Annotated in this window: 21 protein-coding genes; 9 read left to right on the forward strand and 12 right to left on the reverse strand. The window is 62.7% G+C overall.

Translation table 11 applies throughout. The annotated features are described in order from the left end of the window. Window positions 1-7: 7 nt before the first annotated feature. Complete coding sequence (locus FNL14_RS14120; RefSeq protein WP_181762636.1) at window positions 8-481, reverse strand: HAD domain-containing protein; 474 nt, start codon at window positions 479-481, stop codon at window positions 8-10. A 72-nt stretch (window positions 482-553) separates the two neighbouring features. Here FNL14_RS14120 and FNL14_RS14125 point away from each other — a divergent pair, with 72 nt between their 5' ends. Continuing rightward, window positions 554-1,699, forward strand: a complete 1,146-nt coding sequence (locus tag FNL14_RS14125) for a S9 family peptidase (RefSeq protein WP_181762637.1) — start codon at window positions 554-556, stop codon at window positions 1,697-1,699. A 23-nt stretch (window positions 1,700-1,722) separates the two neighbouring features. On the opposite strand, the gene FNL14_RS14130 is transcribed toward FNL14_RS14125, so the two are convergent. The 5 genes from FNL14_RS14130 to FNL14_RS14155 all read right to left on the reverse strand — a co-directional run bounded on the left by FNL14_RS14130 (window position 1,723) and on the right by FNL14_RS14155 (window position 7,444). After that, window positions 1,723-2,436 carry an HNH endonuclease family protein gene (locus tag FNL14_RS14130; protein WP_255470843.1) on the reverse strand — a complete coding sequence of 238 codons (714 nt, stop codon included), beginning with the start codon at window positions 2,434-2,436 and terminating at the stop codon, window positions 1,723-1,725. 825 nt (window positions 2,437-3,261) lie between these two features. After that, the gene (locus tag FNL14_RS14140) at window positions 3,262-4,461 is read right to left on the reverse strand and encodes a cytochrome P450 (RefSeq protein ID WP_142061023.1); all 1,200 of its coding nucleotides are present in this window, start codon (window positions 4,459-4,461) and stop codon (window positions 3,262-3,264) included. 90 nt (window positions 4,462-4,551) lie between these two features. After that, window positions 4,552-5,517 (reverse strand): PDR/VanB family oxidoreductase, encoded by a 966-nt coding sequence (locus FNL14_RS14145; protein WP_142061025.1) that lies wholly within the window; start codon window positions 5,515-5,517, stop codon window positions 4,552-4,554. A 166-nt stretch (window positions 5,518-5,683) separates the two neighbouring features. Further along, window positions 5,684-6,523: an IclR family transcriptional regulator gene (locus tag FNL14_RS14150; protein ID WP_142061027.1), complete on the reverse strand. Its 840-nt coding sequence runs from the start codon at window positions 6,521-6,523 to the stop codon at window positions 5,684-5,686. Between the two features lie 120 nt (window positions 6,524-6,643). Continuing rightward, window positions 6,644-7,444 carry an SDR family oxidoreductase gene (locus FNL14_RS14155; protein WP_142061029.1) on the reverse strand — a complete coding sequence of 267 codons (801 nt, stop codon included), beginning with the start codon at window positions 7,442-7,444 and terminating at the stop codon, window positions 6,644-6,646. 157 nt (window positions 7,445-7,601) lie between these two features. On the opposite strand from FNL14_RS14155, the gene FNL14_RS14160 reads away from it, so the two are divergent. From FNL14_RS14160 to FNL14_RS14195, 8 genes are all read left to right on the forward strand, one after another. Continuing rightward, window positions 7,602-8,981, forward strand: coding sequence for an aldehyde dehydrogenase family protein (locus FNL14_RS14160; protein ID WP_142061031.1), 1,380 nt, complete (start codon window positions 7,602-7,604; stop codon window positions 8,979-8,981). Window positions 8,982-9,011: 30 nt separating this feature from the next. Continuing rightward, a complete protein-coding gene (locus FNL14_RS14165; RefSeq protein ID WP_142061033.1) occupies window positions 9,012-9,938 on the forward strand; it encodes an MBL fold metallo-hydrolase in 927 nt (308 codons plus the stop codon). Between the two features lie 50 nt (window positions 9,939-9,988). After that, window positions 9,989-11,275 (forward strand): CynX/NimT family MFS transporter, encoded by a 1,287-nt coding sequence (locus FNL14_RS14170; protein ID WP_255470844.1) that lies wholly within the window; start codon window positions 9,989-9,991, stop codon window positions 11,273-11,275. 80 nt (window positions 11,276-11,355) lie between these two features. Then, window positions 11,356-12,801, forward strand: coding sequence for an MFS transporter (locus tag FNL14_RS14175; RefSeq protein WP_255470845.1), 1,446 nt, complete (start codon window positions 11,356-11,358; stop codon window positions 12,799-12,801). Between the two features lie 269 nt (window positions 12,802-13,070). After that, a complete protein-coding gene (locus FNL14_RS14180; RefSeq protein WP_142061035.1) occupies window positions 13,071-14,264 on the forward strand; it encodes a 4-hydroxybenzoate 3-monooxygenase in 1,194 nt (397 codons plus the stop codon). A gap of 362 nt (window positions 14,265-14,626) precedes the next feature. Continuing rightward, a complete protein-coding gene (locus tag FNL14_RS14185) occupies window positions 14,627-15,031 on the forward strand; it encodes a YidH family protein (RefSeq protein WP_142061037.1) in 405 nt (134 codons plus the stop codon). Between the two features lie 4 nt (window positions 15,032-15,035). Continuing rightward, window positions 15,036-15,374, forward strand: coding sequence for a DUF202 domain-containing protein (locus tag FNL14_RS14190; protein WP_142061039.1), 339 nt, complete (start codon window positions 15,036-15,038; stop codon window positions 15,372-15,374). Window positions 15,375-16,598: 1,224 nt separating this feature from the next. Next, entirely contained in the window at window positions 16,599-17,051 is a 453-nt protein-coding gene (locus FNL14_RS14195; protein WP_142061041.1) for a DUF488 family protein, read from the forward strand. On the opposite strand, the gene FNL14_RS14200 is transcribed toward FNL14_RS14195, so the two are convergent. The 6 genes from FNL14_RS14200 to FNL14_RS14225 all read right to left on the reverse strand — a co-directional run bounded on the left by FNL14_RS14200 (window position 17,048) and on the right by FNL14_RS14225 (window position 25,527). Next, entirely contained in the window at window positions 17,048-17,929 is an 882-nt protein-coding gene (locus tag FNL14_RS14200; protein ID WP_142061043.1) for a hypothetical protein, read from the reverse strand. The two genes, FNL14_RS14195 and FNL14_RS14200, sit on opposite strands and share 4 nt — an antisense overlap. A gap of 255 nt (window positions 17,930-18,184) precedes the next feature. After that, window positions 18,185-19,306, reverse strand: coding sequence for a hypothetical protein (locus tag FNL14_RS14205; RefSeq protein WP_181762638.1), 1,122 nt, complete (start codon window positions 19,304-19,306; stop codon window positions 18,185-18,187). A 278-nt stretch (window positions 19,307-19,584) separates the two neighbouring features. Beyond that, window positions 19,585-19,863, reverse strand: a complete 279-nt coding sequence (catC, locus tag FNL14_RS14210) for a muconolactone Delta-isomerase (protein WP_142061045.1) — start codon at window positions 19,861-19,863, stop codon at window positions 19,585-19,587. Between the two features lie 42 nt (window positions 19,864-19,905). Further along, window positions 19,906-21,006 (reverse strand): mandelate racemase/muconate lactonizing enzyme family protein, encoded by a 1,101-nt coding sequence (locus tag FNL14_RS14215; protein WP_142061047.1) that lies wholly within the window; start codon window positions 21,004-21,006, stop codon window positions 19,906-19,908. Between the two features lie 612 nt (window positions 21,007-21,618). Further along, the gene (locus FNL14_RS14220; RefSeq protein ID WP_220126178.1) at window positions 21,619-23,076 is read right to left on the reverse strand and encodes a cytosine permease; all 1,458 of its coding nucleotides are present in this window, start codon (window positions 23,074-23,076) and stop codon (window positions 21,619-21,621) included. A 348-nt stretch (window positions 23,077-23,424) separates the two neighbouring features. After that, entirely contained in the window at window positions 23,425-25,527 is a 2,103-nt protein-coding gene (locus FNL14_RS14225) for a hydantoinase/oxoprolinase family protein (protein ID WP_142061051.1), read from the reverse strand. Window positions 25,528-25,549 lie beyond the last annotated feature (22 nt).

The following is a 25,549-nucleotide window of genomic DNA, read 5'->3' on the forward strand; positions in this document are numbered from 1 at the left end:
GATCCCCTTAGTCATCAATGAAGACCTGGACCGCTACGACATGCGCCTCCACCAGCCCCTGGTCCGGGGTCGGTTTCTCCAAGAGGACTGGCTTGGCATAGTTGTGGGCCCATTCGTGCACGTCCGGCCCGAGGACGTCGTCGATCCACACCACCGCGTCCCAGTCGGCCTCCCCCGCGGCGTCCATCCGGTCCAGCCACCGTGCGACGGACCGGAGCTTCGGAGTCGGCTCATCAACGTCACTCTCCTTCATCGCCAGGGGCACGCGCAGCGGCTCCACTTCGAGCTGCAGCTGCTCCTCCAGCCCGGCCACGACATCAGTGGGTGAGGTCGACACCCACGCGATCCGGCCCTTGGTAGCGAGCCGCCGCACGAGCGCCACTTTCCCGTCCGACAGTTGCGGGCCCCGGCTGTCGCTGTCACTGGGGCGGACCTTCGGGTTCAGCACTCCGTCGATGTCGAGAAGGATGATCGGCTTCATACGAGCAAGCTACATGGTCGGCATACTGCTGACTACACACACCCGTGCCCGCCCCGCCGCTACAGTGTCAGCGTGACCAAAGCTGCACTTCTCCTGGCCGGCACCGCCGCGGCAGTCATCGTTTCTGCTGCAGCGGGCGCTTCCCTCCATATCGCACGCACTCTCATCACCCCTGCCGGTGAACGGCCCGAGCGGATCCGCATTCTGGCAGCAGACCACGCCACAGTGACCTTGCACGCAGACGAGGACACCCTCTCCCCCGGCGTTTTCAGCCTCTACTGGGGGAACCGGGCCGGCCATGCCAGGATCGGCCGCATCCTCTCCCGTCAACCGGCGGCAGGCACGGTCACCCGTGCTCTGGAGAAGGTCTACTCCGGTGTTCTGGAGCCAGGCACCTCAGGTTACTGGTCCGGGTACACGTACCCGACACCTGAGGAGGCAGGATTGCCCAGCAGTGAAGTTTGGCTACCGGGGCCGGCGCCGGCATGGCTTGTCCCTGGCGATGACTCGCGGCGATGGGTCATCCACATCCATGGTCTGGGCGGCCGACGCGCCACTGGCGTTCGGACCGCCCCGCTCTTCCACCGACTCGGATACACCCAACTGCTGATCTCCTTTGCCGGTGACGGTGATGCTCCGGCCACTACCGACGGCAAACACCACCTCGGCCACACTGAGGTCGACGACGTCCATGCAGCCATCGACTACGCCGCCAGTCACGGAGCGGACTCCATCATCCTTTCCGGCTGGTCAATGGGGGCCGCCATGGCCCTGGCCGCGGCGCACACGTCACCGCAGAAGGATCGCATCGACGGACTTGTCCTCACCGCTCCCGTCCTGGACTGGAACAGCACTCTGTCCTTCAACACGGCGGCGGCACGACTTCCCGTATTTCTGTCCGGAACGGCATTGTGGATCCTCCGCGGCCCCCTGTACTGGCTGGCCGGGCTGAACCAAGCCCTGAAACTCAATGACCTGGACTTCACCTCCATGAAGCCCGAAGTCCCGGTTCTCGTCCTGCACAGCAATGCCGACACGAGCACACCGATCAGCGTCAGCGCCAAGTACGCCGCACTCCACCCGGACAACGTGACACTCGTCCGGTTCCCTGCGGGCCGGCACACCCAGGAATGGAACACCGACCCCGGTCTGTGGGAGAGGTCAGTGGAGCACTGGCTGCAACGGTTAGACCGGCCCCGTTCAGTTGAACCGGGTTAGGTTGCCGGGAGTGCCGGCAGCAATCAATCGCAGCCCTGAAGTGTAGTCGCGATCGCGTCGTGCTCGGCTTGAGTGACCCAGAGGCTGTATTTTGCTTTGACGGCAGTTTGGCGGGCTACGTATTCGCATCGGAATGCTTTGTTCGGCGGTAGCCACGTTGCTGCATCTTTGTCACCTTTGGCCCCGTTGGTGGGGCCGTCGGCGGCCATGAGATTCAGTGGGTCGTTTGCGAGTTCCTTGCGCTGGTCAGCGTTGAGCTGTTGTGCTCCCTTTTGCCAGGCGTCGCTGAGGGGAACAATGTGGTCGATCTGGACATCGGAGCTGGTGTCCTGGCCGCGCGTGAAGGTAATCGTGGTGCCGGTGTACTTATCGGCCAGGACTCCTGTCATGACCACGCAGTTGTTGGTGCCTTGCTTGAACGTCTCGTCGGTCAGGTCTCGGGCGAGGATGTCGTTGCGGGTGTCGCAGCCGTTGCGGTCCGTGTCTGCCCAGGCTGGTCCAAACTCATCGCGGGTATAGCCGGTCTTGGGCGCGCGACCCTTAACCGGAATGCTCTCCAGCTGGACGAGGGTGTCGGCAGCAGTTGCCGGATCTACAGTGCTCGAAGCACCGATGGCTGGAGTAGGGTCGATGATCTCAAGGGCGTTGGCGGCAGCATCACAACCGACTAATGACCCAGCCAGCATCATCGCGGTAACTGCGGTCAGGATTTTGGCGGGAGAACAGATGGTCTTCATGGTCCTTCTGGTGATAGGGCGTTGTTCCACGCTAGCTTCGACCACCACCTGCCGCGGGTAACTCAGTGCGTGGTGCCTGCCACACGTCCGCGCTCCTTTAGTACTCTGCGGAAGGCTGCTTCCGGTCCCACTGGTTGCCTCAACTGTTCAAAGCTTGGCCCTCACGGGAAACGTCACGCCTACTCAACACGTCACATCGCTTCGTCCTCGGCCCTATCAACTCCGGAAAGGTGCACGCCGCCGCAGGGGTTCCGCGAAACACCCGACCGCCCGAGACTCTTGACCTGCGGAAACAGTGTGCCCGAGGTGGGACTCGAACTACCTTCCAGGCCTTGCAAACACTGGGAACCCGCGAAAAAATGCAGAATCCGAAGCAGTCCAACCGATCTGCACCCTGCTCCGACGGCGAAAGTGTGGACATTGTCCATACCCTCTGTTGCCCCTGAAATGGATCCCACAAGCCAGGCTGGCATGCCCGCCCCGGTATGCCTGGGCGGGGTTAACCGGCTGCTGCCACAACGTCCTCCAGCACTGACCTGTCGAAAAACGGATCTCGCCCGTTGCCTCGAAGAACACAGGAACTACTGATGTGCTCAGGTCTTTTGGACGTTTCGTACATTTCAGCCGCACTCCCGTGCTTCCTGGCAATTGATCCAGATTGAAGGTCTGCTCCGCAGATAGCGGTTGTAGCTACTCGGAAAGCACAGGCGCCGGCCACATGTCAGCTAAAGTACACGCCAACCTGACAATCAAGGCCCGTATCGCCCTCTACTCTGTGGGCGTTTCAAAGACTTCAGAACGGGTCCGCGAACACATCTGGGAGATTTATCCTGCCGTAATGCGCACCGGAAGGGACTCGAACCCGCGCAGCACGTTGTGCAGGATGGGCGCCGGTGCGCCGTCCGGTTCGATGGTGGATACGCGCTTGAGCAGTTGCTGGAGCACAATTTCCATTTCGAGCCGGGCGATGGGCTGGCCCACGCACTGGTGCAGGCCCATGCCGAAGGCCACGTGGCCGGAGGCGTTGCGGTCCAAGTCGAACTCGTCGGCGTTGTCTCCCCACTTGCGCGGATCCCGGTTGGCAGCGCCGAGGAACACCAGCACCTTTGCACCGGCTGGCAGATGCACGCCGCCCAGGACGGTATCCACGGAAACGGTCCGGTGGAACTTCTGGAACGGGGACTCCAGCCGGAGCGCCTCGTCTACGGCAAACTTTGCCATTTTGGGATTCTCCCGCAGCCGGGCCCAGGCTTCCGGGTACCGCGCTAACACCGAAATGGTGTTGCCGATGCCGAAAATTGTGGTGTCCACGCCGGCGGACAGCAGTGCCCGGACCAGCAGCGTCGCCTGTTGTTCTGTGATGAGGCCGTCTTCCACACGCTTCCAGATCTGGGCGCCGAAACCGGTGGCGTCCAGGTTTTCGCGCTGGCAGTTGCGCATCACTGCGGCGGCGTGCTCGTCGCCCTGCGCGAAGGCCTGCTTAAAGATGTAGTTTTCCGGGCCAAAGGCATTGAACACCATATTGCCGTAAGGCAGCAAGTGTTCACGGCCTACGTCGGGAATCCCCACCGCGTCCGGGAAGACACGCAATGGGTACTTTTCGGCGAGGTCAGTGATGGCGTCGAACCGCTTGCGTTCCGCAAGCTGCTCGGTCAACTCCTCGGCAGGCGGTGTAAACGGTTCGCGGAGGGCCCGGACGGTGCCGGGGTTGATGACGCCTGTCAGGGCCCGGCGCATCACGGTGTGGATGGGCGGGTCCGATTCGAGGATGCTGGGCGGCCGCCAGCCCGAGTCCTTCCGGATGTCACGCGGCCCAAGGCCCCCGGAGGAGACGTACGTTTCGAAGTCCGTGAGGACCTCGTAGACCTCCTGGTAGCCGGCTACCGCGTAGCTTCCCGTGCTCTCGAGGTAGGAGACGGCGCCTGCATCGCGGAGCCGGCCGAGGAAGGGGTAGGGGTCGAGGAGGTTTGCGGTTTCAAAGGGGTCCTCGCCCAGGACATTTGCTTCGTGGGTTGAAACGGTCATCTGGGACACTCCTGGTGGCGAACTTGATGGGGGCGGGCCGACGAGCGGCCGGATTAAGGCGGGCTGGAAGCGGGCGTAACGGACTGCGGTTCAGAGATCCAGGACCAGCCGGGGACAACCGGCAGCGGCACGGGAAACACAAACCAGCATGATCTCACCGGCTTCACGGTCCTCCTCAGACAGGACTGCGTCGCGGTGCTCGGGCTCGCCGGAGATGATCTGGGTTTCGCAGGTGCCGCACAGCCCGTGGCGGCAGGAGGACAGGACGCGCACTCCCACCTCTTCCACCGCTTCGAGGATGGTTTTGTCGTTCGTTACCGTCACGGTGGTTCCGGTCCTCGCCAGCTCCACCTCGAAGGGTGCGTTGGCGGCAGCGGCACCCAGGGTGGAGGCGACGAACCGTTCGGTGTGCAGGGCGCCGGGCGGCCAGCCCATGCATCGTTCTTCAATGGCACCGAGCAGTCCGCCGGGGCCGCAGGCATACACCAGCATGTGGGCCCGGGGCATGCCCAGGACCTGGTCCAGGTCCAGCCGGCCCACCTCGTCCTCGGCGACGATGCGGATACGGTCAAGACCGTAGCGGTCCTCCAATTGCTGGGCGAAGGCCATGGTTTTGCGGCTTCGGCCGCCGTAGACCAGCGTCCATTCCTTGCCGGCAGCGTCGGCTGCTTCGAGCATGGGAATGATCGGGGTGATGCCAATTCCGCCGGCAAGGAAAAGGTAGCGGCGGGACTCGCGCAGGGGAAAGTTATTGCGGGGCGCCGAGATGGCCAGCGGTGTTCCCGGCAGCAGCGCGTGCACGGCCTTTGACCCGCCACGGGAATCGGGCACATGCAGCACCCCGATCCGAAGGTGGTCCAGCTCTTCAGGTGAGGAACACAGCGAATACTGTCGCACCAGGCCGTCGCCAACGTGGACGTCAATATGCGCGCCGGGCTGCCAGGAATCGAACGGCAGGCCGTCGGCCCGCCGCAGCACCAGGGAGACCACCTGGTCCGCCACAATGTCCGCCCGGTCGACGACGACGTCGATGGTGGCTCCTGCAGATGCAGTCATTAGGTCTTCACTTTCTTTGGAAAGGCCCGACTGGACGACGGTCCCTTGGCCGGCATCCGGCCTTAATTACGGCTTACTTGAGGTTAGGTGTTCCACAACACAACCGCGGCGCCGCTTTCCATCCAACGGAAAGACTGGGCAGAAAAGAACGGGAACTCGAGCGCCCCTATTGCGGCAGATGCTCCACGCCCAGCCTCCGGGCAATGCCGCGGGCCGCAATGTTGAGCACAGGAACCACGCTGCCGACCGAGGCGGGACGGCTCCGGGTGACAATGCCCAGCGCCGCCACCAGCTGTTTGTTGGGCAGGAACACCGGGACGGCCAGGCCGTAGTTGTCCGGGCCCGCCTCCTCCTCTGTGGTGGCATAGCCGAGGGCCTGGACCCGCTCGATTTCGGTAGCGAGCGTGGCGGGGCTGGTGATGGTGCGAGGGGTGTGTGGCTCCAGCCGCTGCGAAACGGCGGTAAACAATTCCTTGGCCCCATAGGCCAGCATGATTTTTCCCGCGGCACTTGCGTGGAGCGGCAGGCGTGCGCCGACACGCCGGAACGGCTGGCCCGCTCCCGTACCGGACATGCGTTCCACCAGCAGGACCTCCTGCCCGTCCAGGATGAACAGGTTCACCACATTGTGCGTCACGAAGAGGACGTCCTGCATGAAGGGGGCGGCCACCTCGGCGATGTTTTGCTGCGCAGGGGCCAGCAGGCCGAGGCGCCAGATCCGCTGCCCCACACGGTACCCGTCATTGGCCTTCTCCAGTCCTCCCCACGCCACCAGTTCGCCGGCCAGCCGGTGCGCGGTGGTCACGGGAAGGCCCGCACGGCGGGCCATGGCACTGAGGCTTTGCACGCAGTGCTCAGCGTCAAAGGTGCCCAAAAGGGCCAGTGCCCTTGAGGTTACGCTTGCTGCCTGTTGGGCGGAAGCACTGCCGCCCGCGGCTTTGGAGATCTTAGGCCGAGCTGTTGAAGCGGAACGAGCGGTCCGGCCTGCTGGCGCAGCGTTAGCCATGGATCACCCTTCTGAGCGCTGGAAGCAGCGGCGCATCATTGACGCAACGCTGTACCGCCATTTTAAGCCCGCCGCCAGTCCCTTGCTGCATGGGCAAGGAGGGTCTGGCGTCGTTGGTCCTCAGTTGGCGGCGGTGGCGAGGGTTGAACCGCGGTAAGCGCCGAGGCCGCCGTCAACGCGGATGTCGGAGCCGTTTACCCACCCCGATTCGGGGCGGAGCAGGAAGTCGATAACGGAGGCGACGTCTTCGGGCTCGCCGAAGCGGCCCAGCAGGGCACCTGCACCCTCCACCTTGTCCCGCCCGTGGTCCTTTTTAAAGTCCTCGAGGATGGGCGTGGCTACTGGCCCGGGGCTCACGCTGTTGACCCGGATGCGCTGCGGCAGCAGTTCGGCGGCCAAGTGCTCGGTAAGGAAGCGAACGCACTGCTTGGAGAAAAGGTAGGACTCCTCTGTGATGTCCCCGTCACCGGCAACCGAATCCAGCGCGCCGGCCTGATCCGTGGCCAATGCGAACGCGGCACACTTGGCTTTCACCTCGCGCCACTGGACGGCAACGCTGGAAGCGAGGTTCACGACGGCGGTTCCCTCACTGAGGAGCGGGGCAAGTGCCCGGACCAGCCCGCGGACGCCGAAGACGTTGACGGACAGCACTGTGCGCCAGGGCGCCGTGCCGGGGACTCCTGCGATGTTGGCGAGACCGGCGATGCCATGCGGTGCGGCGGCGGAGACTGCGGCGGCGGCGGCGTCGACGCCCGCCTGGCTGGAAAGGTCAGCCTGCACGAAGGTGCCGCTGAAGCCGGTGGGCGCGTTGCGGTCGATGCCGATCAGCGGCACCCCGCGGGCGGACAGAATCTGCGCCGTCCTGGCGCCGATGCCGGAGGAAACCCCCGTAAGGACGATGGGCAGCTGTTCTTGGGACATGGGGACTCCTTATTAGTGCGTGACGTGCTTCACTCCATACTGGCAAGCCGGATCGATCCCTCGCCCCGGCCTTTCCGTTGGACGGAAAGGTCGCGGCGGATTGTGGCGGGTGCCGTGAAACTTGGATAAGAATCCATCCCCGCCGAAAGGACAGGCCATGACGGCAGACCACTACCAGGTCCTGGACCCGGCCACGCTTGAGCTCGTAGGACACGCCCCGGAAAACACCGGGGACGACGTTGAGCAGGCCGTTGCGGCCGCCCGCCTGGCCGCACCGCGCTGGGGAGCCGACCGCGAGGCCCGCCGCGCCGCCCTACGTGCCGGAGCCGCCCTAATCCGCCGTGACCTGGATTCCCTGGCCACCCTGCTTTCCCGCGAGCAGGGCAAGCCCAAGGCGGAGGCTGCGGGTGAGTTCACCGTGGCGGCAGGACTTTTTGAGTACTATGCGGAGCTGGGATGGGACGAAACCGAGCCTCTCGCCCCACGGGCCGACAGGACCCTTGAGGTCCAGTACCGGCCGGTGGGCATCGTTGGCACCATCACGCCGTGGAACTTTCCCATCTCCCTGCTCTGCGTGAAACTTGCCCCTGCACTGGTTGCCGGCTGCACCGTGATCGCGAAGCCCTCCCCGTCCACGCCCCTGTCCACCATCGCACTGGTCAACCTGCTCAATGACGTCCTGCCCACGGGAGTGCTACAGGTGCGGACCAGTTCACGGCGGACGGTCAATGTTGCCTTGAGCACCTCTCCCGGCATCCGCAAGATCTCTTTCACCGGCTCCACCGAAGTGGGCATTTCCATGGCCCAACAGGCAGCCCCTACCGTCAAGCGCGTCACCATGGAGCTCGGCGGAAACGATCCTGCCATCGTGCTCGATGACGCCGACCTAGCCGTTACCGCCCGCGGAATTGTGGGCAGTGCCTTCCGCAACGCCGGCCAGGTGTGCATGGCGGTCAAACGCGTGTATGTTCCCCGCAGCCGCAGCAGGGAACTGGCTGAGGCCATCGCCGCTGAGGCTTCCCGCCACGTGCTGGGCCACGGCATCGCGGACGGAACCACCATGGGGCCCATGCACAACGAGTCCCAGCTCAAACTCGTCCGCGGCCTCGTTGACTCCGCCGTGGGCGCAGGAGCCCGCATCATCACCGGCGGCAGCCCCGGCTGCGACCTGCCCGGCTACTTCCTCTCCCCCACAGTAGTGATCGACGCCGAGCCGGGCATGGACCTGGTGGAACAGGAACAGTTCGGGGCAGCCCTGCCGATCGTCGCCTATGACAATCTCGAAGAGACCATCACCGCGCTCAACGCCGGACAGTTCGGCCTCGGCGCCTCCGTCTGGAGCCCGGACCAGGAACGTGCGTACGCCACCGCATCACAGATCGAAGCAGGAACAGTCTGGATCAACCAACACACCCTGGTTGAACCCGACGCCCCCTTCGGAGGGTGGAAGGCGTCCGGCATCGGCCGCGAACGCGGCCGATGGGGCCTGGAGGAATACCTGGAAACCCGCGTCATCAATGCCCGCCCCCACTCCTGAGCCCGCACCAACCCTCCAGAAGGACTTCTTGTGAGCGTCGAACTGATTACCCTTGGCACCGCCGCCGGCCCAGCAATCCGCGGACCGGAAAACGGTATCTCCAGCGCACTGGTAGTGGGAGACGCCTTCTACATGGTGGATTTTGGCCTGGGTTGCTCGCGGGCAGCCCATGAGGCCGGGCTGCGCGGCAAGGATTTGGTGGCGGGTTTTGTCACCCACCTGCACTCGGACCATGTGGTGGAGCTTCCTGGCTTTCTGCTGTGGAACTGGGGCAACCCGGTAGAGGGTTTCACCGGCCCTGTTTCGATTGTGGGCCCCGGCAAGGACGCCACCCGCACAGGTGGCGCCGGGCTTTCCGGCACCGGCGAACTGGTATCCCATTCCCTGCAGGCCTTCTCCTACGACATCGACATTCGCGTCCACGATGAAGCCCGCCCGAACCTGGCATCCCTTGTGCGCACCGTGGACCTTAACACCCCCGCACATGGAAGCCCGGACGCGGCCCGCCCCTTTGACGTCTACGAGGATGACAGGGTCAAGGTCACCGGCATCCTCGTCCAACACCCACCGGTGCGCCCCGCACTGGCATTCCGCTTCGACACCGACGCAGGCTCAGTGGTGTTCTCCGGTGACACCGCCGAATGTGAGACGATGGCTGTACTCGCCAGCGGCGCAGAGGTCCTGGTGCACGAGGCAGTAAACCTGGACTTCTACGCCGGCAAGGGTTTCGCACCGGAATTCCTCAACCACCAGCGGCTCGCACACACCCCGCCCGAGGGAGCAGGCCGCGTGGCTGCCGCAGCCGGAGTGGGCCGCCTGGTCCTCTCCCACCTGGCCGGCCGCGCCGAGCCAGAATGGTGGCGCGGCAGGGCCGCGTCAACTTTCGACGGCCCTGTGGACGTCGCCGTCAGCGGCCAGCGTTTCCGCATCGACACACCGGTGCTGGCACCCGCCTAAGGAACCTGAGAAGAAGGATTTCCGCCCCCACCCTGCAGCAAGGACAACTCTTGGAACTGCCGTCGCCCGCAACAGCAATGGATGAGAAAAGGACGACGGCGGACGGAGCCTGGCTTGCCGTCCTCGCCGCGGGCATCGCGGCAGCCATGCATATCTGGAAGCTGCCTGCCGCCTTGGCAGGGATCCAGACGGATCTGGGCACCACCTTGGTTCAGGCCGGGCTGCTGCTCGGCATCATCCAGTTGGCCAGCGTGGTGGGTGGCCTGGCCACGGCCGTTGGCGGCGAACTGGCAGGCCTCCGCCGGCTCCTGATCACCGGACTTGTCCTGCTGAGCGCAGCATCCCTGCTCGGCGCCGCCGCGCCCACCACTGAGTTGCTGATGGCATCACGGACGCTGGAGGGCGTCGGATTCCTGCTGGCCGTCGTCGTTGCCCCTGCACTTATTCGCAAGGTGACCCCGGCTCAGCGGTTGAATGTGGCTCTGGCAAGCTGGGGCGCGTTTCAGGGCATGGCGACGATGATCGGCCTTGCCGTGGGCGCCCTGTTCCTGCAGGCCGCCGGCTGGCGCGAGTGGTGGCTGGTGATGGCTGTCCTCACGCTGTTGCCGGTGCCGCTGCTGCTGCGCCGGGTACCTCGGGACGTGCCTCCGGCCGACGCCGGGCTCAGGTCCGCGCTCCGGCGCGTCGGCCGCACCCTGGCCATCCGCCAACCCTGGATCACCGGCATGGTCTTCGCCTGTTACACCGCTCAGTGGATGGCAGTGCTCGGATTCCTGCCGTCCATTTACCGCTCGGCCGGCCTGGAAGGGCCGCTTCCCGGCATCCTCAGCGCTGCGGTGGGCGGGGTCAACGCGATCGGGGCACTGAGCGCCGGGCCGCTCATCCAGCGCGGCCTCTCCGAACGGAAAATCATCTTTTGGACCTTCCTTGCCATGTCCGCGGCGTCCCTGGCGACTTTCGCCGTCAGCTGGGAAAACATCGGTAACGGCACCCTCTTACAATTCATCCTGATCGCCGTATTCTCCGCCGTCGGCGGCCTCATTCCTGCCGCGGTGACGAGGTACTCCGTTCGTATTGCCCCCGAGGACGGCTCTGTCACTGCCGTGCTGGGGCTGACGCAGCAGATCTTCAACGTCGGGAACTTCCTGGGGCCCATGCTGTTCGCCCTGCTCGCCACCACCACCGGCGGCTGGGGTACGACCTGGTGGCTGACATGCGGATTGAGCATTCTGGGGATCGCCCTGCTGGCGCTCCTGGGTGGCACCGGCGGCGGGACCGCCAAGAGCGCGCGGCGCCCCGGAAAGTCGCTTTCCACCCAACGGAAAGCTCAAATGTAAGGCCCATCACACCAGCCTAGAGTCAAGAAAAAGCCGCTCCAAACCGGCAAAGACTTCCCCCTTCAACGATTGGGCATACCGTGTCTGAAACTCCCCTTAAGGGCCTCACGCCGGGCGCCGCGGCCTCCCGCGATCCCCGAACCTGGTCCCAGGCCAAGCGCAACCGCTATGGCTGGTTTATGACGTTCAGCCTCCTCTTCCTGATGATGCTCAGCTGGGCCGACAAAGCAGTCCTCGGCATCGCCGCCGTGCCTATCATGAAAGAACTGGGCATCACACCGGAGCAGTTCGGCCTGGTGGGCAGCGCCATGTTCCTCACCTTCGGTGTGGCCCAGATCGTCGCCGCACCCATCGCCAACAAGGTATCGAGCAAGTGGATCCTGCTGGTCCTGTGCCTGCTGTGGTCCGTGGCCCAAGTTCCAATCCTGCTGTTCGCCTCCCTGCCCGCCCTCTGGGCCAGCCGCCTGCTCCTGGGGGCCGGCGAGGGTCCCCTGGCACCGGTGCTGATGCACGGCATTTACAAGTGGTTCCCGGAGAAGAAGGGCGCCACCCCGGCCGCTCTTGCCTCATCCGGCGTGACCTTGGGCATTGTGGCCTTCGCGCCGGTCCTTGCCTGGGTCATCGGTCAGTTCGGCTGGCAGACGGCCTTTGCAGTGCTGGCCATCGTGGGACTGTTGTGGTCCGTTTTCTGGGTCATCGTGGGCAAGGAAGGCCCCTACACCAGCCGGAAGGCCGAACAGGAAATCGATGGCATTCCAGCCGAAGAAACTCCCGTCGCAGCAGAGACCAAAATCCGCTACTGGCGCACCATCCTCTCCCCCAGCTGGATCTTCGCGGTCCTGGCGTCCTTCTTCGGCTACTGGACCTTCACGCTGGCCATGTCCTGGGGGCCGGCATACTTCCAGAACGTCCTGGGCTTCAGCGGACAGCAATCCGGTGCCATGATCGCCCTGCCCGCTGCCTGGGGAGCTATCGCCACAGTGGGCCTCAGCGCCCTGACCCAGCGCCTGCACCTAAAAGGAGTTCCCACCCGGAAGGCCCGCGGTTGGGTACTCAGCATCTCCGCGGTCTTCGCAGGAGCCTGCCTTGTGGCCGCAACCCTGACCACGTCACCCGTCCTGTCTGTCATCCTCATGGTTTTTGGCTTCGGAACGGCACCTGCACTCTTCGCGATCACCTACCTGGTCGTCGCTGAGCTGACCACCATCGCCCAGCGCGGCGCAAACCTCTCCATCGCAAACGCGGTGCTAACCACCGGCGGCGTATTCGCACCGGCGGTGTCGGGATTCTTGATCGGCGGTGCGGCCACCCCGGCTGAAGGTTACCGGGCGGCCTTTGCCCTGGCCGGCGGCCTCCTGCTGGCCTTCGGAGTCCTGGCGCTGCTTTTCATCAATCAGCAGCGTGACCGACGCAGACTCGGCCTGGAGGTAGCCGGTGAGGCAGTTCCGGCAGCGGCCACTCTTGCTGCTTCCACTACGGCCACTGGCCTGGAAGTCACCCCTGCGCAAGCAAGCACCAAGGCGTAGACCCGAATCGCCTCGGAGGGTAGGCCGGGACCGGAACAGTTGATCGTCCGGTCCCGGCCTCAATCTGAAGCTCGCGTTCCAGCCGCTAACCCTCAATGAATCCGGTTCTAGCCCGGCGAATTCCGGACCGTCCTCGGTCGCACCGTTCAGCCAACAACCATTCAACGGAATAGCTGTAACTCCTGTAAACCCATCCGGAGCAGAGTTGATGACAGCGTAACAACTCAGGCGCCGCGACTGCGGAGCCCCGCAACGAAGCGAGACCCTCCATGACAGCACGCAAGATCATCACCACGCAGGTGGCCATCATGGGCGCCGGCCCTGCCGGGCTGATGCTGTCCCACCTCCTGGCCAAGGCCGGCATCGAGTCCACGGTCATTGAAATCCGCAGCCACAAGGAAATTTCCGAAACCGTCCGCGCCGGCATCCTGGAGCACGGGACCGTCAACCTGCTGGTGGACAGCGGGGTATCGGACCGCGTGCTGCGCCACGGCGACCGGCACGACGGCATCGAGCTGCGCTTTAACGGCGAGAGCCACCGCGTCGATTTCAAGGACCTGGTGGGGGAGTCCGTGTGGCTGTATCCGCAGACGGACGTCTTCCTGGACCTCGCCGCACGCAGGAAGGACGACGGCGGCGGCGACGTCCGCTACAGCGTCACTGACACTTCCGTCCATGATCTTGAGGGTAAGCCGAAGGTCTGGTTCACCGACGCCGACGGTGTGGAGCATGAGATCCAGGCGGACTTCCTGGTGGGTGCTGACGGCTCCCGCAGCCACTGCCGGTTCCAGATCCCCGAGGCGCACCGCAAGTGGTACTTCCACGAGTACCCCTTCGCCTGGTTCGGCATCCTGGCCGAAGCCCCCCGGAGTTCGGATGAGCTGATCTACGCCAACTCGGACAACGGCTTCGCACTGATCAGCCAGCGCACCGAGATGGTGCAGCGGATGTACTTCCAGTGTGATCCGAAGGAAAACGTTGCGGAGTGGGACGATGACCGGATTTGGGCCGAGTTCCGCAGCCGGGTCAACGGCAACGGCTTCGAGCTGAAGGAAGGCCCGGTCCTCGAGAAGATGGTGCTGCCGTTCCGCAGCTTTGTCCACACCCCCATGCGGTACGGCAACCTGTTCCTTGCCGGCGACGCCGCGCACACTGTGCCGCCCACGGGAGCCAAGGGCCTGAACCTGGCCATCAATGACGTCAAGGTGCTCTTCGAAGGGCTGGACAGCCACTACAACTCCGGTTCGGACCGCCTGCTGGAGAGTTACAGCGACCGCGCCCTGGAGCGGGTGTGGAAGGCGCAGCAGTTCTCCTACTGGATGACCACAATGCTGCATACTCCCGCCGACGCCGATGACTTCTCCCGCGCCCGCCAGCTCGGCGAACTCAACTCTGTGGTCTCTTCCCGGCACGGCATGGCCTACCTCGCCGAGGCCTACACCGGCTGGCCGGGCGCCTTGTAAAGCTGCCTGTACTACAAAACCCAAGGACCGAAATGGAACCTGCTGCCCACGTAAGCGCTCCACCGCAGCACATGCAAGCGGTCAAGAGAGGACGACCCGCATGAAGCCCGTCGCCTCCCGCCCGACTACCACGCCGAGCCTCGAGGCAGCAGCGGCAAGAACTTCATTGCAATTGGCTGCCGACATCGACGACGTTGTTGCCTCGCCTTGGATTGGACTGCACTACAAGCACGAGTTGCTGCTGCATTACAAGCACGAATCGCTAGAACTGACAATCAGTACGGCAGACAGGCGGAGGCAAGCTCCGACACACCTAACTCCTCCAGCAGCAATTGTGGATCCCGATCGGCGGTGGACTGACCGTGTCCAGTGACCTCACGAAGGGGGCCTCTCCCGTTCCGCCCTCTCGCGGAAGGATCGCCGAGCGGCTGCTCCCCGACGGAACCGAGCCGGACCCCCGCTTCACGCTCGCTAACGAGCGCACTTTTCTCGCCTGGATCCGCACCTCGCTTGCCCTCCTAGCCGGCGGTATTGCTATTGAGGCGTTCACGGCGGACCTGTTCCTTGAGCCTGTCCGCAAGGGACTGGCGGTCCTTCTGCTTCTGCTGGGCATGATGTTGAGCGCGGGGTCGGCTGCGCGGTGGCTGCGGGTGGAGCGCAGCATGCGCAGTAAGGCGCCGCTTCCGCTTCCTCTGATTGTTCCGCTGCTGGCCGCAGCCGGCGCTCTGGCCGCTGCCGTCGTACTGGTCGTCATCCTTTGGCGCTGAACGCATGACGCTCAACCGGCCGCTCGAACGCCTGCATGCGGATGCTGGTCTGCAACCGGAACGTACATCTCTGGCCTGGGGCAGGACAATGATGGCCCTGGTGACTGTCAGCGCCATCTTCCTCCGCTGGCTTCCTCATCACGGATTGCCCATTCTGGCATTGTTCACAGTGGCTGTAACTGCAGCAGCTACCATTTACCTCACACAGCGCCGCCGTTACAGCACCAGCTCCTGTGGCATCTTGCAGGAGAAGGTCAACGCCGAAATAGTCGCAGTATTGTGGACAGCCTTCGCCGGAGTTGTGCTCGGAATACTTGGAATCGCAGTCGTCCTCGCCAGCTAGGTCTGGAGTGCCGGATCCTTCTACGACAGCGTCAACGGTAGGGGTGGTACTCGAACTATTTGCACCTTTTAATAACGCTGGAAGGCCGGGCCTGCTCAGAGTCGGCGAGGTCGAACACGGCCACTTCTGTAGCTGGCATCGATAAGTTCGAAGACCTGGCTCACAGCCCGGACTTCGTCCAGTTCGGCTACACCCCAGCCTGACGTTAACGACCCACCCCTATCCCGTGACAATAGAGTCCATTTCCTTCTTTCCTGACAAGGTCACGAGCGTGATTGGGCCCCCGTTAGCAGTCCAGCGTCTATGCGATTGCTAATTGGTTTTCTTGCGTCCAGTTTTCCCAGTAGCGGTGCGGTGTCATGCCGTTCAGGGATCCGTGGGGGCGAAGACCTTTCTTCCCTTGGGGGCCCGGTCGTCCTAAAGGCTTTCGAGGTCGATGCAGGCGTGTGGAAGAACTGGCCGAGGCCCAGGGCTGATGGAGTTCAGGACCATCTGAAGACTGGAGACCGGCGGTGAGATGGCTTGGCCCGCTAACCTGGATCGCCGCATCGAGGTCCCGCGCTCGGTGCTCGAACGCCGCCTACGGCTAGCCCGAGCAGCAGCTCGGTGGGACCGGGCTGGCGCTGCTTCCGCGCGCATGTTTGGCGGTAGGCCGGCCACCGCTCGAAGTCCTTCACGCATACATATTTAAAGACATAGACCCGGGGGTTTATGTGAGGGGTATGTTTTTCGCTTTTAAACGAGGAGACAAGATTCCTGCTAAATCAGCCCTATCTCACTGCGATCACCACATGTTCACTAACTGTCGAGTTCCGACAGCACACGCCGGCAAAACTCGCCGTCGAGGGTGGAGGAAAGAGTTAGTGGTGCATCCGCGCAAGTTCCCGGAACTGGAGGCTCGTCCCCGGTTCGCCGCCGCTCGGATTCGGTGGTGGTCACAAGAGGCTCACGGGCGGAGCGCTCCGATGCCGATGCCGATGCCGATGCCTGCGGTTTTCCACATAGACCAAGACGCTTCTACCGGCGGCCGTTCGCCGTTGCTGCACTGGAGGCATGCTCAGCTATGTAGACATCATCCTGCTCGGAGAGGAACGGGTTCTCGTCATTCAGGAGCACGAGGATGGCCGCTGCTGCTGCGGCCGGACCTGGCGTTAACCGCCCGGTAGAGGCTGCGGCAAAGCGGTGCGACGCCGGCCGATTTTGCCCACGTGCAAGAATGAAACCATGTGGACTGAAACGAGCGGCGTCATCGGTGTTGGTTACGAAGGGAAGGACATTGCGTCGTTCCTTGAGGAACTGACGGCCTGGAAAATCGGGACGGTCGTGGACGTTCGGTTGAACCCGATCTCAAGGAAAAAAGGCTTCTCAAAGAGGGCGCTGAGCGAAGCACTAGCCGAGGCCGGTGTTGGCTACAGGCACATGCCGGCGTTAGGGAATCCCAAAGACAACCGTGAAGGTTTCTGGGCTCCGGGCACTGCGGCTGCAAAGGTTGCGGGCGAGCGTTTCGAGTCTCTGCTTGACAGCGAAGTAGCTGCTGAAATGATTATTGAGCTCACCGACCTTGCCGCGGGGCAGCGTGTGGCCGTGCTGTGCTTTGAGGCCAGCGAGCTGTGCTGCCATCGCAAATACGTTCTCGCTCGCGTAAAAGAACGCCTGGCGGCTCTGGTCGGCAGCTAACGGGCCCCTGCTGCGTAAACGCCCAAGACACCGAACGCCTGAGGTCTTTTCAGCTGGTTGCCCAAGAAGAACGCCGGACCGCGGGCCGGAGCGCACAGCTGATCAAGGAATCTCTTTTGGATTGCCGCTTTGGCGGCTGCGTCGGTGTCACCCGTGTGCCGCCGCTGAAGTTCAGTGAACTCCCAATCCAGCAGACCTTGCCGGTGTCCTTTGCAAGTCCTGCCAGTGCAGCGGTAGCAATAATGACCTTCAAATCGCGGCGGGGACAGGATCGATTTGTCCGTCTTGGGTCCAAAGAGTGTGTCTTGGTGCAGATGCGCTTCCATCTTGGCTTGTTGTTCCGAGGTCCACCCGTCGAAAAGTCGTAATTCCAGCTTGTCGATGTCCGCGGGCACTACTGCCGCCAGGGATGGGCCGGCCGATCCATTCAAGGCGCGGGCGTTGAGTTCGCAGGTGTTGAACGCACCGATGAGCGGATCAACGTGTGGGTGCCGTGGCTTCCACGGCTCAAGGTGGGAGTCGATGGTCAAAGAGTCAAGGATCGGGGTGTAGCTCTCGGATCGTCGATCTTTGGACGCTGGTGTGACCTTTAGTTTCACGATGTCGTACTTCTTGAATTTCGCATCGGCCTCGAGATAGCGGAAGGGGATCGGGTAAAGACGAATCCATTCCGGGCCACCTTCCGCAAGTCTGAGACCTGCCACGCAAACAGTGTCACCGTGGTTAGCCGAGGGCTGTGGAGCGGCCTTGACCGTGATCAGCACTTTCGCCTCAGAGATACCCGCTCCGAGTTCCTTTTCGTACTCAGGCCGACCGTTGGCGAACAGCCCTTCCCCGAACATCATTTCAACTGCCCCCAAAAAATAACCCTCAGTCATGCGACTATCGGGACTATACCCCCGCTCCCCGCGGTCCGTGCTACTGTGCCTTGGCGTTGCATGGGCCAAGGGTTCACTCGTAGTGATCATATACAGGATCCGACGGCCGACCTTGAAGATGGCTCCTGATGATCTGTGCCAGAATGTGGTCTCTGCCATCGAACCCCGGCTCCACAGCCATCGATTCAGCTGAATTTTCCCAAGGGAAGCCCGCCAGCACCTTTCTCGGTGAACCGGCGCCCTAGACCACGACGCTTACCGCCCCGATGCTGCAAGTGTTATGGCTGCATCGGCATCGGCAGGCAGCCTTTTACAGACGAATTTCCCTGCATGGTTCTGAATTGATCGCTCTTCCCCCGGCAGATTCGCGTATATCTCGAGCGCGGCGTTGTCGTGGGCCCTGAACCGGGAGCGATCGGAGTCAGTCTGAATCAGATACGTAACCCCACATTCGCATTCCCTTAGGAATGCGTAGAAACTTCCCCTCATCGCTTCCCTGAGCAAGGCTGCCGGATAGGAGATGACGTGTTTCTTACACATCGCGGGGACCTTAACCTGGTCCTCCACGAGAATGCTCTGCGCCACATCAACCGCTGGACGCCATGGATGTAACTCCAAAGGTTCGACCGTAGATCTGATCATCTTCCCGTCGGCGAAACTGAGGAACGATTCTTCAGTGCAGGGTTGTCCGCCCGGCCATTGCAGCGCCGCGCTGCTTGGCCAAAGTTGCGGCATCTGCAGCTCGGTCGTCACATCCACTTCCAAAGCCGGCGACGTGAACCGAAGCCCCTGAATGACAAGCTGACCGAGCACGATTGTGAGAGCATACCCTTGCGGTACATCTGGTTCCGGGCTCCACGGCACACGCATGACCAGCGGTGTCACCCGCACGCCGGAAAAACCATCTGTCCCTGCGTACTTGCCGACCCAAATCCGGCTGGCATCAAGGGGCTGCATCCGTTCCCGCTGTTTGTACAAAGCGGTGTACTCGGATGGCGCCAGGCCATATCCCTCATCGCGCCGCTTCTCACTGGATAGGAGCATCGCCGTGAGGGCGGTCTTCTGCGCCCACATGGCTATCACTGCCTGGTCTTCGACCGCAATCGTTCCAGGCTTACCGAGGATAAATGGAGTGAGGACACGCTGGGCGGCCTTTTCTAGCTGGCTCATCCACCCGTTGTTGCAGGGTGCACAGAAGTTCTTCACCTGCAGCCGATAAGGAGGCTGCACCCCCATGTCCCGGGGCAAGCCATTCAACGCACCCGCGTGGTGCCTGGCGGGGCTGAGGTCTAGACCGATCTTGCTCACCCACTGGCCAAAAACATGCTCACGGGTCAGCGGCTGCGTGGAGCCGCAGAAGGCACAGGAAATCGACATGGGACGATTATGCAGGTGCCAGGGCCAGAGGACGGAATCGGCTCAAGACTTCAGTCCGGGAGGTCACCGGCTGTCACGCTGAATCTGGCCGACCTGGAATGGATCCTCGCACCGCCTCCCCCGGCCTGGCCGAGCCCTGCCGGGCCCGGCGACGTCGTCATGTCGGTCTCCAGGACCGCCTGGACGTCCTGCAAGTGCGGCTCCCGGAAGGTCCGCAGCATCGTCAGGGCCTGGGGCGGAGGCTGCTTTTTGCATATTAGTCTCGCTGTGAGCGCGGGCTACTCGACATCGGAGGGGTGCTTGGCCAGCGGAGTAACCTTGATGTCCATGTACGGGAACAGGGGCAGGCCGGAGAGCAAGGCGTGGAGTTCATCGTTGTCAGCCACATCAAAGACGGAGTAGTTGGAGTACTCCCCCACCACACGCCAGATGTGTGTCCAGCGGCCGTCACGCTGGAGCGTTTGCGAGTATTCACGTTCTTCCGCCTTGATGGCGTCCGACTGCTCCAAAGGCATGTCCAGAGGGATGTTGACGTCCATGCGAACCAGGTACAGCATCGGTATTTCCAATCTTTCAGGGCAGGCGACGGCCTTGGCCGGTCAGTCCTGCCGGTATTTTTTCAATTTGTCCGCATCAATTTTTGCCCCGACGCCAGGCATTTCCCGGACGCGGATGGCGCCCTCCTTGATCTCCAGAGGCTCGGCGAGCAGGTCGTCCGTCATGTCCAAGAAATTCGATAGTTCCCCCGCGCGCCTGGAGCTGGCTTCAAAGGCCGCTCCGAATGTCACCGTGGCGAGGCTGCCCACTTGGGTGTCGATCTGGTTGCCCATCGTGACGTCCACGCCGAGGCCTTCGCAGAGACCGAGGATCTGTTGGGCTTCGGTGAAACCGCTGCGCGCGGTCTTGATGCAGATCGCGTTGCTGCCGCCGGAGAGCAATTCCCGGGAGACGTCGCCGAGGGTGGGGACGCTTTCGTCGCCCACGATTGGGATGCTGCAGTTCTGCACCAGCCGGCGCCGGCCCAACGCTTCGCCTGCATCGCACGGCTCCTCCAGCATGGACAGGCCAAGGCCTTCGGTCCGGCGGAGAACCTCTATGGCCTCGTTCGCCGTCCATCCGCGGTTGGCGTCGAGATAGATCTCCGTGTCCTCACCGAGGCCCTCACGCAGCACATGGCAGGCCTCGACGTCGAGGGAAAGCGGACGCCGCCCGGTCTTGAGCTTGAAGGTGTCGATGCCGTACGTTTCGCGGAACCGCAAGGCTTCTTCCAGGAGCTCGGCGGCGGGTTTGAAGCCCAGCATGTGCGAGACCCGCATGCTGTCGGTGAACCCGCCCAGCAGTTTGTGCACCGGGGTGCCCAGCGAGATCCCTAGGACATCCCAGAGCGCGATGTCCAAGGCCCCCTTGGCCGTGGGGTTGTTGACCGTGCGGTGGAGCAGCTGCTGGACCTTTGAGCGGTCCAGCGGGTCCAGCCCGATGAGCTGCGGAGCAAAGACCTTGGTCACCACCGACACGATCGAATCCTGCGTTTCGCCGTAGGTGTAGGGCCGCGGAGGGGTGTCCGCGATACCGCAGATGCCGGTGTCCGTGTAGATCCGGACCAGCACGTGGTCCGCCGAGGCCACCTCGCCGCTGGCGAACTTCAGCGGCCGCGCGTAGGGGATCGAATAGGGGATGGCCTCAATGCGTTCGATTTTCACGGGGTGGTTCCTTCATGGCGGCTGTGGGCTGGAAAGTGGGCAGTGAACAGGGTCAGGAAGCTGCGCATCGGCGGCGACTCGTCATTCCCCTTCTACGCGACGGCGTGTTCAACAGGCGGAGGATTCCGAGGCCGGCGAAACGATAGCTTGGACAGAAGACACTCCGGATCATGGGCAAAAAGGGCGACGCCCATCCCTCCGGCCACCGGCGAGAGCAGGGTAGATGTCTTTGGCCTCCTGCAGCTTGCGGTCCGGAAACTCGAAGACCAGAACCGCGGACTACCGAAGGAGACCCTGACCCTGCGGTTCATGTACTGGCACCAACTGCTAATTTCACTCTTCGCACGGGGACCAAGGACGACCGATCCACCTTCGGGTTCAGGCCGAGACCGGGGTCGAAATGGCTCGACGTCAGCCGGCAGGGACCCGGAAGTCCTGGTGCGGCGATATTTCTGGGCGGACCCCGGCGGTCCGGCGGGGTCCGCTCAGAGACGGTAGCCTCCCGTGGTGGTAGCTCCCGCTGAGTGAATCGCAGAACCAGGGCTGCCCTTCAGGAGGACCGGCGTGATCCCGGGTGCAGCTGCAGACTAACTTGCGTGGCTACGGGGGGACTTAGTGCGTTGCGACTTCTTCGTTCTGATCTTCGAAGTCCGCCGTGTCTTCAATTTCCTTCAGAGCTGCTGTGCCCTCGATGAAGTCGGTTCCCGATCCCTCCGGGAGGATCGTCCGTCGAAAGATCACGTACAGCAACGGGGTGAGCACGAGGGTGACGAGGAAACCCAAGGGGAAGATGCCTGTGGCGGTCAAGAGATAAGAGGTTCCCGATCCGACAACCAGGGCGATGAGTCCCGACCAGTTAAATCGCTCGACGAGCGCAGTCTGGACGGGCTGGCGCTTTCGTACGATGTAGAAGTCTGCGATTACGAGTGCGGCCAGCGAGAACGTCAGGATTCCAAGGAGGCCGAGGAACTGTAGAAGCACGCCGAGGATGTTGGCCCAGACCGAAATAAGCGCAATCACGTTGGCCAGGACAACCATAAGAATGCGGTTGGGCTTCCTCCGCAGAACGGCATCAAAGAGGTTGGACAGCGCGAGGGATCCGGAATAGGTGTTAATGACCTGGGCCTTGATCTGTGCGGTGTACATGACTAGGAACCCTACGATCCCACCGAGGATGATGAAGTAAGCGCCCGGATTTGAGTGGGCCAGGTATTGGACCTTTTCAACGATTGAACCGCCCAGCTGGGCTGCGGCAACGTCGGAATTCGCCGGGTCCGTCAGGAACCGGGCAACCACCGTGTCGCCAGCCTGGTAGAGCAGTGCGCCCAGTGAAACCACACCGAAGTTGACAATGATGTTGCCGCCGATGGACATAATCCGGACGTCCTTCGGCGATTTGGCGTAGCGGGCAAAGTCGGCACCCACAAGGGCCAGCGCACCGGCCATACCAATCATGCTGCTCAGGACTCCCATAATCTGGACAGGGCCGATTGCGGACGGCTCGGCGCTAAGCACGCTCGTCACGGAAAGGTCCGACTGCTGAAAAGCGAGGAATCCAACCCACAGCATGAGGGCACCGGCGATAATCGTCAGGAAGAGCGACGTCTTCTGCACGACTTTCATGCCAAACATCGTCAGTAGGATCCAGAGCAGAGTCAGGGCGCCGTAAATCAGGACTGCATTGCCAGGGTTTGGTGACCAGCCCAGCATGAAGAGCGTGCCGTAGTAGAGAAGTACATTCTCCAAGGCAAGGAACCCAAGAATCATGAAGGCAAAAATCAGCGATGCGAGGGCGGACCCAGTAGCCCCCAATCCGTGAAAGCGCATCGTTACGGTCGATGACATACCGGTGCTTTGGCTGACCCGCGCGGTGAACGTACCGACGAGGGCACCAAAGATGGCCGATACAGCAGCCATCGCGATAGTCCACTGCACGCCAACGATATAGCTGGCGGTCCCACCGATAATCAGCATGGCGAGGGTCGTTCCGACCCCGGCAGTGTTGGAAAGAAGAGACCATCCACCTACGCGAAGGTTCTCTGCGACAGGGTTCAGGACATTGTCCTCCATCTTCTGCCTGAGGCTCGGTGAAGGGGCCTTCGGGGATAATTCAGAAGTCATTGTTTTTCTCCTTTGAATACAATTTCTTGACTGATTAGTGCTGGTGTCCGGGCACTGGCCGGTCGTCCGAATCCCCCAGGGAAGCCAGCAGATCGGACCTGGATCCCTGCTGGATGACACGGGTTGCTGGAGGGGGCGCGGGCAGGCAGGCGCGATCGCCTGCCCGCGCTTTGTCGACAGCCGGGTTGTGGAGCTGGTTCGGCCTACGTCGGGTGTGGCCCCGTAGCTGGGGGTGGGGCGCCAGACATGTCGGGTCGGGGCTGGTTTTTGACTATATGGTGATCCCCCGAAGTAGGCTCAGGCGAGACTCAAACGTGCCTTGAGGGTTTCCTTCTGGTCCGTGAGGTACATGACGAAGGAGCCGTTGCGGTCTACCACCGCGTTGTACTCATCCAGAACGACAATGGTTGTGGTCCCCAGCTCGATGATGGCCGGACCTTCCACTTCCTCTCCCGGTCCCATGGCTGCGCCTTGATGCACGTCCGCTTCGACCATGCGGCGCTGCAGGGGGGACCAGATATCGCGGCGCGTCTTCTTCGGACGGTCGTCGCCAGCAGCCATGGTGCCGGTTAGTGTGACCCGGTCGTTGGGAGTACGGCCGATGGCTGAGAGCCGGATGTTCAGGAGATCAATCGGCATTTCCAGATTGTTGTAGCCGAACAGCACCTCGTGTTCGCGGTGGAAGGCTTCGGCGAAGTCATCGAGGTTCGGTGCTTCGAGGTTGACGGCGTCCACCTCAATGTTCAGTTCGTACCACTGACCTTTGTACCTCAGATCCAGAGCCGGGATGAAGGAGATATCGGCTTCAGCCACCCCTTCCGTCAGCAGCGTGTTACGGCCCTGGTCTGCCATCTCTTTCCAAATGCTGACCAAGCTATCGGCGCTGAGGCTGTGCAGCCTCTGGTTGGCGCTTTGGACATAGTCGTGTTTGAAGTCGCAGACCAGCATCCCTGCTGCGCAGAAGATGGATGAGTCCCGTGGGGTGATGAGTACTGGGATGTCAAGTTCACGGGCAATTGCAGCCGCGTGGACCGGACCGGCGCCGCCGGCAACGACGATCGGGAAGTCACGGGGGTCCAGACCGCGGCGGACGGTGATGTCCCGTACCCCCGTCGCCATGGTGACGTTGACGATTTCGTAAATTCCTGCGGCTGCTTCCACGACGCTGATGCCCAGGGGATCCGCCACGTCAGTCTTAATCGCCTGGTAGGAGGCTTCGCGATCCAGGCCGATCTGACCGTGCAGAAAGGTGTCCGGGTCGATGTACCCCAGCACGACGTCAGCGTCGGTCGTGGTGGCGTGCACCCCTCCCCGGCGATAACAGGCCGGGCCAGGTACGGCTCCGGCGCTCTGCGGGCCAACCCGCAGCAGTCCGCCTTCATCGACGGATGCGATAGACCCGCCGCCGGCGCCAATTGTGTGGATGTCCACGGCCGGCAACGCGAGGGACCAGCGGTCGATCTCACCATCGGTCATGACCAGGGGCTTGTTGTTTTTCACCACGGCGGCATCAAAGCTGGTGCCGCCCATGTCCACGGTGATGCATGAATCCCAGCCGTGCGTCGCGGTCACCAGCAAACCCGCGGTGGGCCCCGAAGCGGGGCCCGAAAGCAGCGACAGCGCTGCCCGCTTGGCCAGTTGTTCGGGAGTGGCGACGCCGCCGTTGGACTGCATCATCAGCAGAACGCCGTCGAATTCGACTTCGGAGAGCAGCTGCAGAAGCTTGGTTAGATAACCGCTGATGATGGGCCCCGCGTAAGAATTCAACACTGCCGTGCTGGTCCGCTCGTAGTAGCGAGCCTGACCCAGCAGCTCCGAAGACTTGGTGATGTAAGCCGCAGGCATGAGCTCGGCCACGATCTCTGCGGCCCGGTTCTCATGTTCTGCCGAGGCGTGTGAGTGCATGAACGAAATGGCGACGGACTTCACGTCCTGTTCCTGCATGATGCCCACAGCATCCCTCACGTCCTGCTCGGACAGTGGCGTGACTTCGTCCCCTTTGTAGTCGAAACGGCCACGTACAGGCAGTCGCAGATGACGGGGTACCAGGGATTCCGGCTGTTCCAGGCGGTTGTCGTACGGTTCTTCACGGGTTCCGTTACGCATAGGCAATACATCCCGGAAACCTTCCGTTCCCAGCAGGGCCATCTTCGGGCCCCGGCGGGTGAGCAAGGCGTTCGTGGTCACGGTAGTGCCGTGGACGATGAGTTCTACGCCGGTCAGGAAATCCTTAAGGGACTTGTCGTCCAGCGCGGCGATCTCTTGCAGCCCGTTGTACACCGCCAGCGGCGGATCGGAGGGAACGGAGCTTGTCTTGTGTATGCGCCGCTGGCCGTCCGGGTATATGACGAGGAAGTCGGTGAATGTGCCGCCGACGTCGATACCGATTCTGATGCTCATGGTAGTTGTCCTTTTGACTAAA

Origin of the sequence: Pseudarthrobacter sp. B4EP4b (assembly GCF_006680095.1) — a bacterium.
GTDB lineage: Bacteria > Actinomycetota > Actinomycetes > Actinomycetales > Micrococcaceae > Arthrobacter.

Bases quoted from the DNA above. Each gene is read 5' to 3' on its own strand.
- FNL14_RS14160 (WP_142061031.1), top strand. From the start codon at position 7,602: ATGACGGCAGACCACTACCAGGTCCTGGACCCGGCCACGCTTGAGCTC.
- FNL14_RS14220 (WP_220126178.1), bottom strand. From the start codon at position 23,076: ATGGAGGACAATGTCCTGAACCCTGTCGCAGAGAACCTTCGCGTAGGT.
- catC (WP_142061045.1), bottom strand. From the start codon at position 19,863: ATGCTGTACCTGGTTCGCATGGACGTCAACATCCCTCTGGACATGCCT.
- FNL14_RS14205 (WP_181762638.1), bottom strand. From the start codon at position 19,306: ATGTCGATTTCCTGTGCCTTCTGCGGCTCCACGCAGCCGCTGACCCGT.
- FNL14_RS14150 (WP_142061027.1), bottom strand. From the start codon at position 6,523: ATGGCTAACGCTGCGCCAGCAGGCCGGACCGCTCGTTCCGCTTCAACA.
- FNL14_RS14145 (WP_142061025.1), bottom strand. From the start codon at position 5,517: ATGACTGCATCTGCAGGAGCCACCATCGACGTCGTCGTCGACCGGGCG.
- FNL14_RS14190 (WP_142061039.1), top strand. From the start codon at position 15,036: ATGACGCTCAACCGGCCGCTCGAACGCCTGCATGCGGATGCTGGTCTG.
- FNL14_RS14180 (WP_142061035.1), top strand. From the start codon at position 13,071: ATGACAGCACGCAAGATCATCACCACGCAGGTGGCCATCATGGGCGCC.
- FNL14_RS14200 (WP_142061043.1), bottom strand. From the start codon at position 17,929: ATGACTGAGGGTTATTTTTTGGGGGCAGTTGAAATGATGTTCGGGGAA.
- FNL14_RS14130 (WP_255470843.1), bottom strand. From the start codon at position 2,436: ATGAAGACCATCTGTTCTCCCGCCAAAATCCTGACCGCAGTTACCGCG.
- FNL14_RS14225 (WP_142061051.1), bottom strand. From the start codon at position 25,527: ATGAGCATCAGAATCGGTATCGACGTCGGCGGCACATTCACCGACTTC.
- FNL14_RS14155 (WP_142061029.1), bottom strand. From the start codon at position 7,444: ATGTCCCAAGAACAGCTGCCCATCGTCCTTACGGGGGTTTCCTCCGGC.
- FNL14_RS14120 (WP_181762636.1), bottom strand. From the start codon at position 481: ATGAAGCCGATCATCCTTCTCGACATCGACGGAGTGCTGAACCCGAAG.
- FNL14_RS14195 (WP_142061041.1), top strand. From the start codon at position 16,599: ATGTGGACTGAAACGAGCGGCGTCATCGGTGTTGGTTACGAAGGGAAG.
- FNL14_RS14140 (WP_142061023.1), bottom strand. From the start codon at position 4,461: ATGACCGTTTCAACCCACGAAGCAAATGTCCTGGGCGAGGACCCCTTT.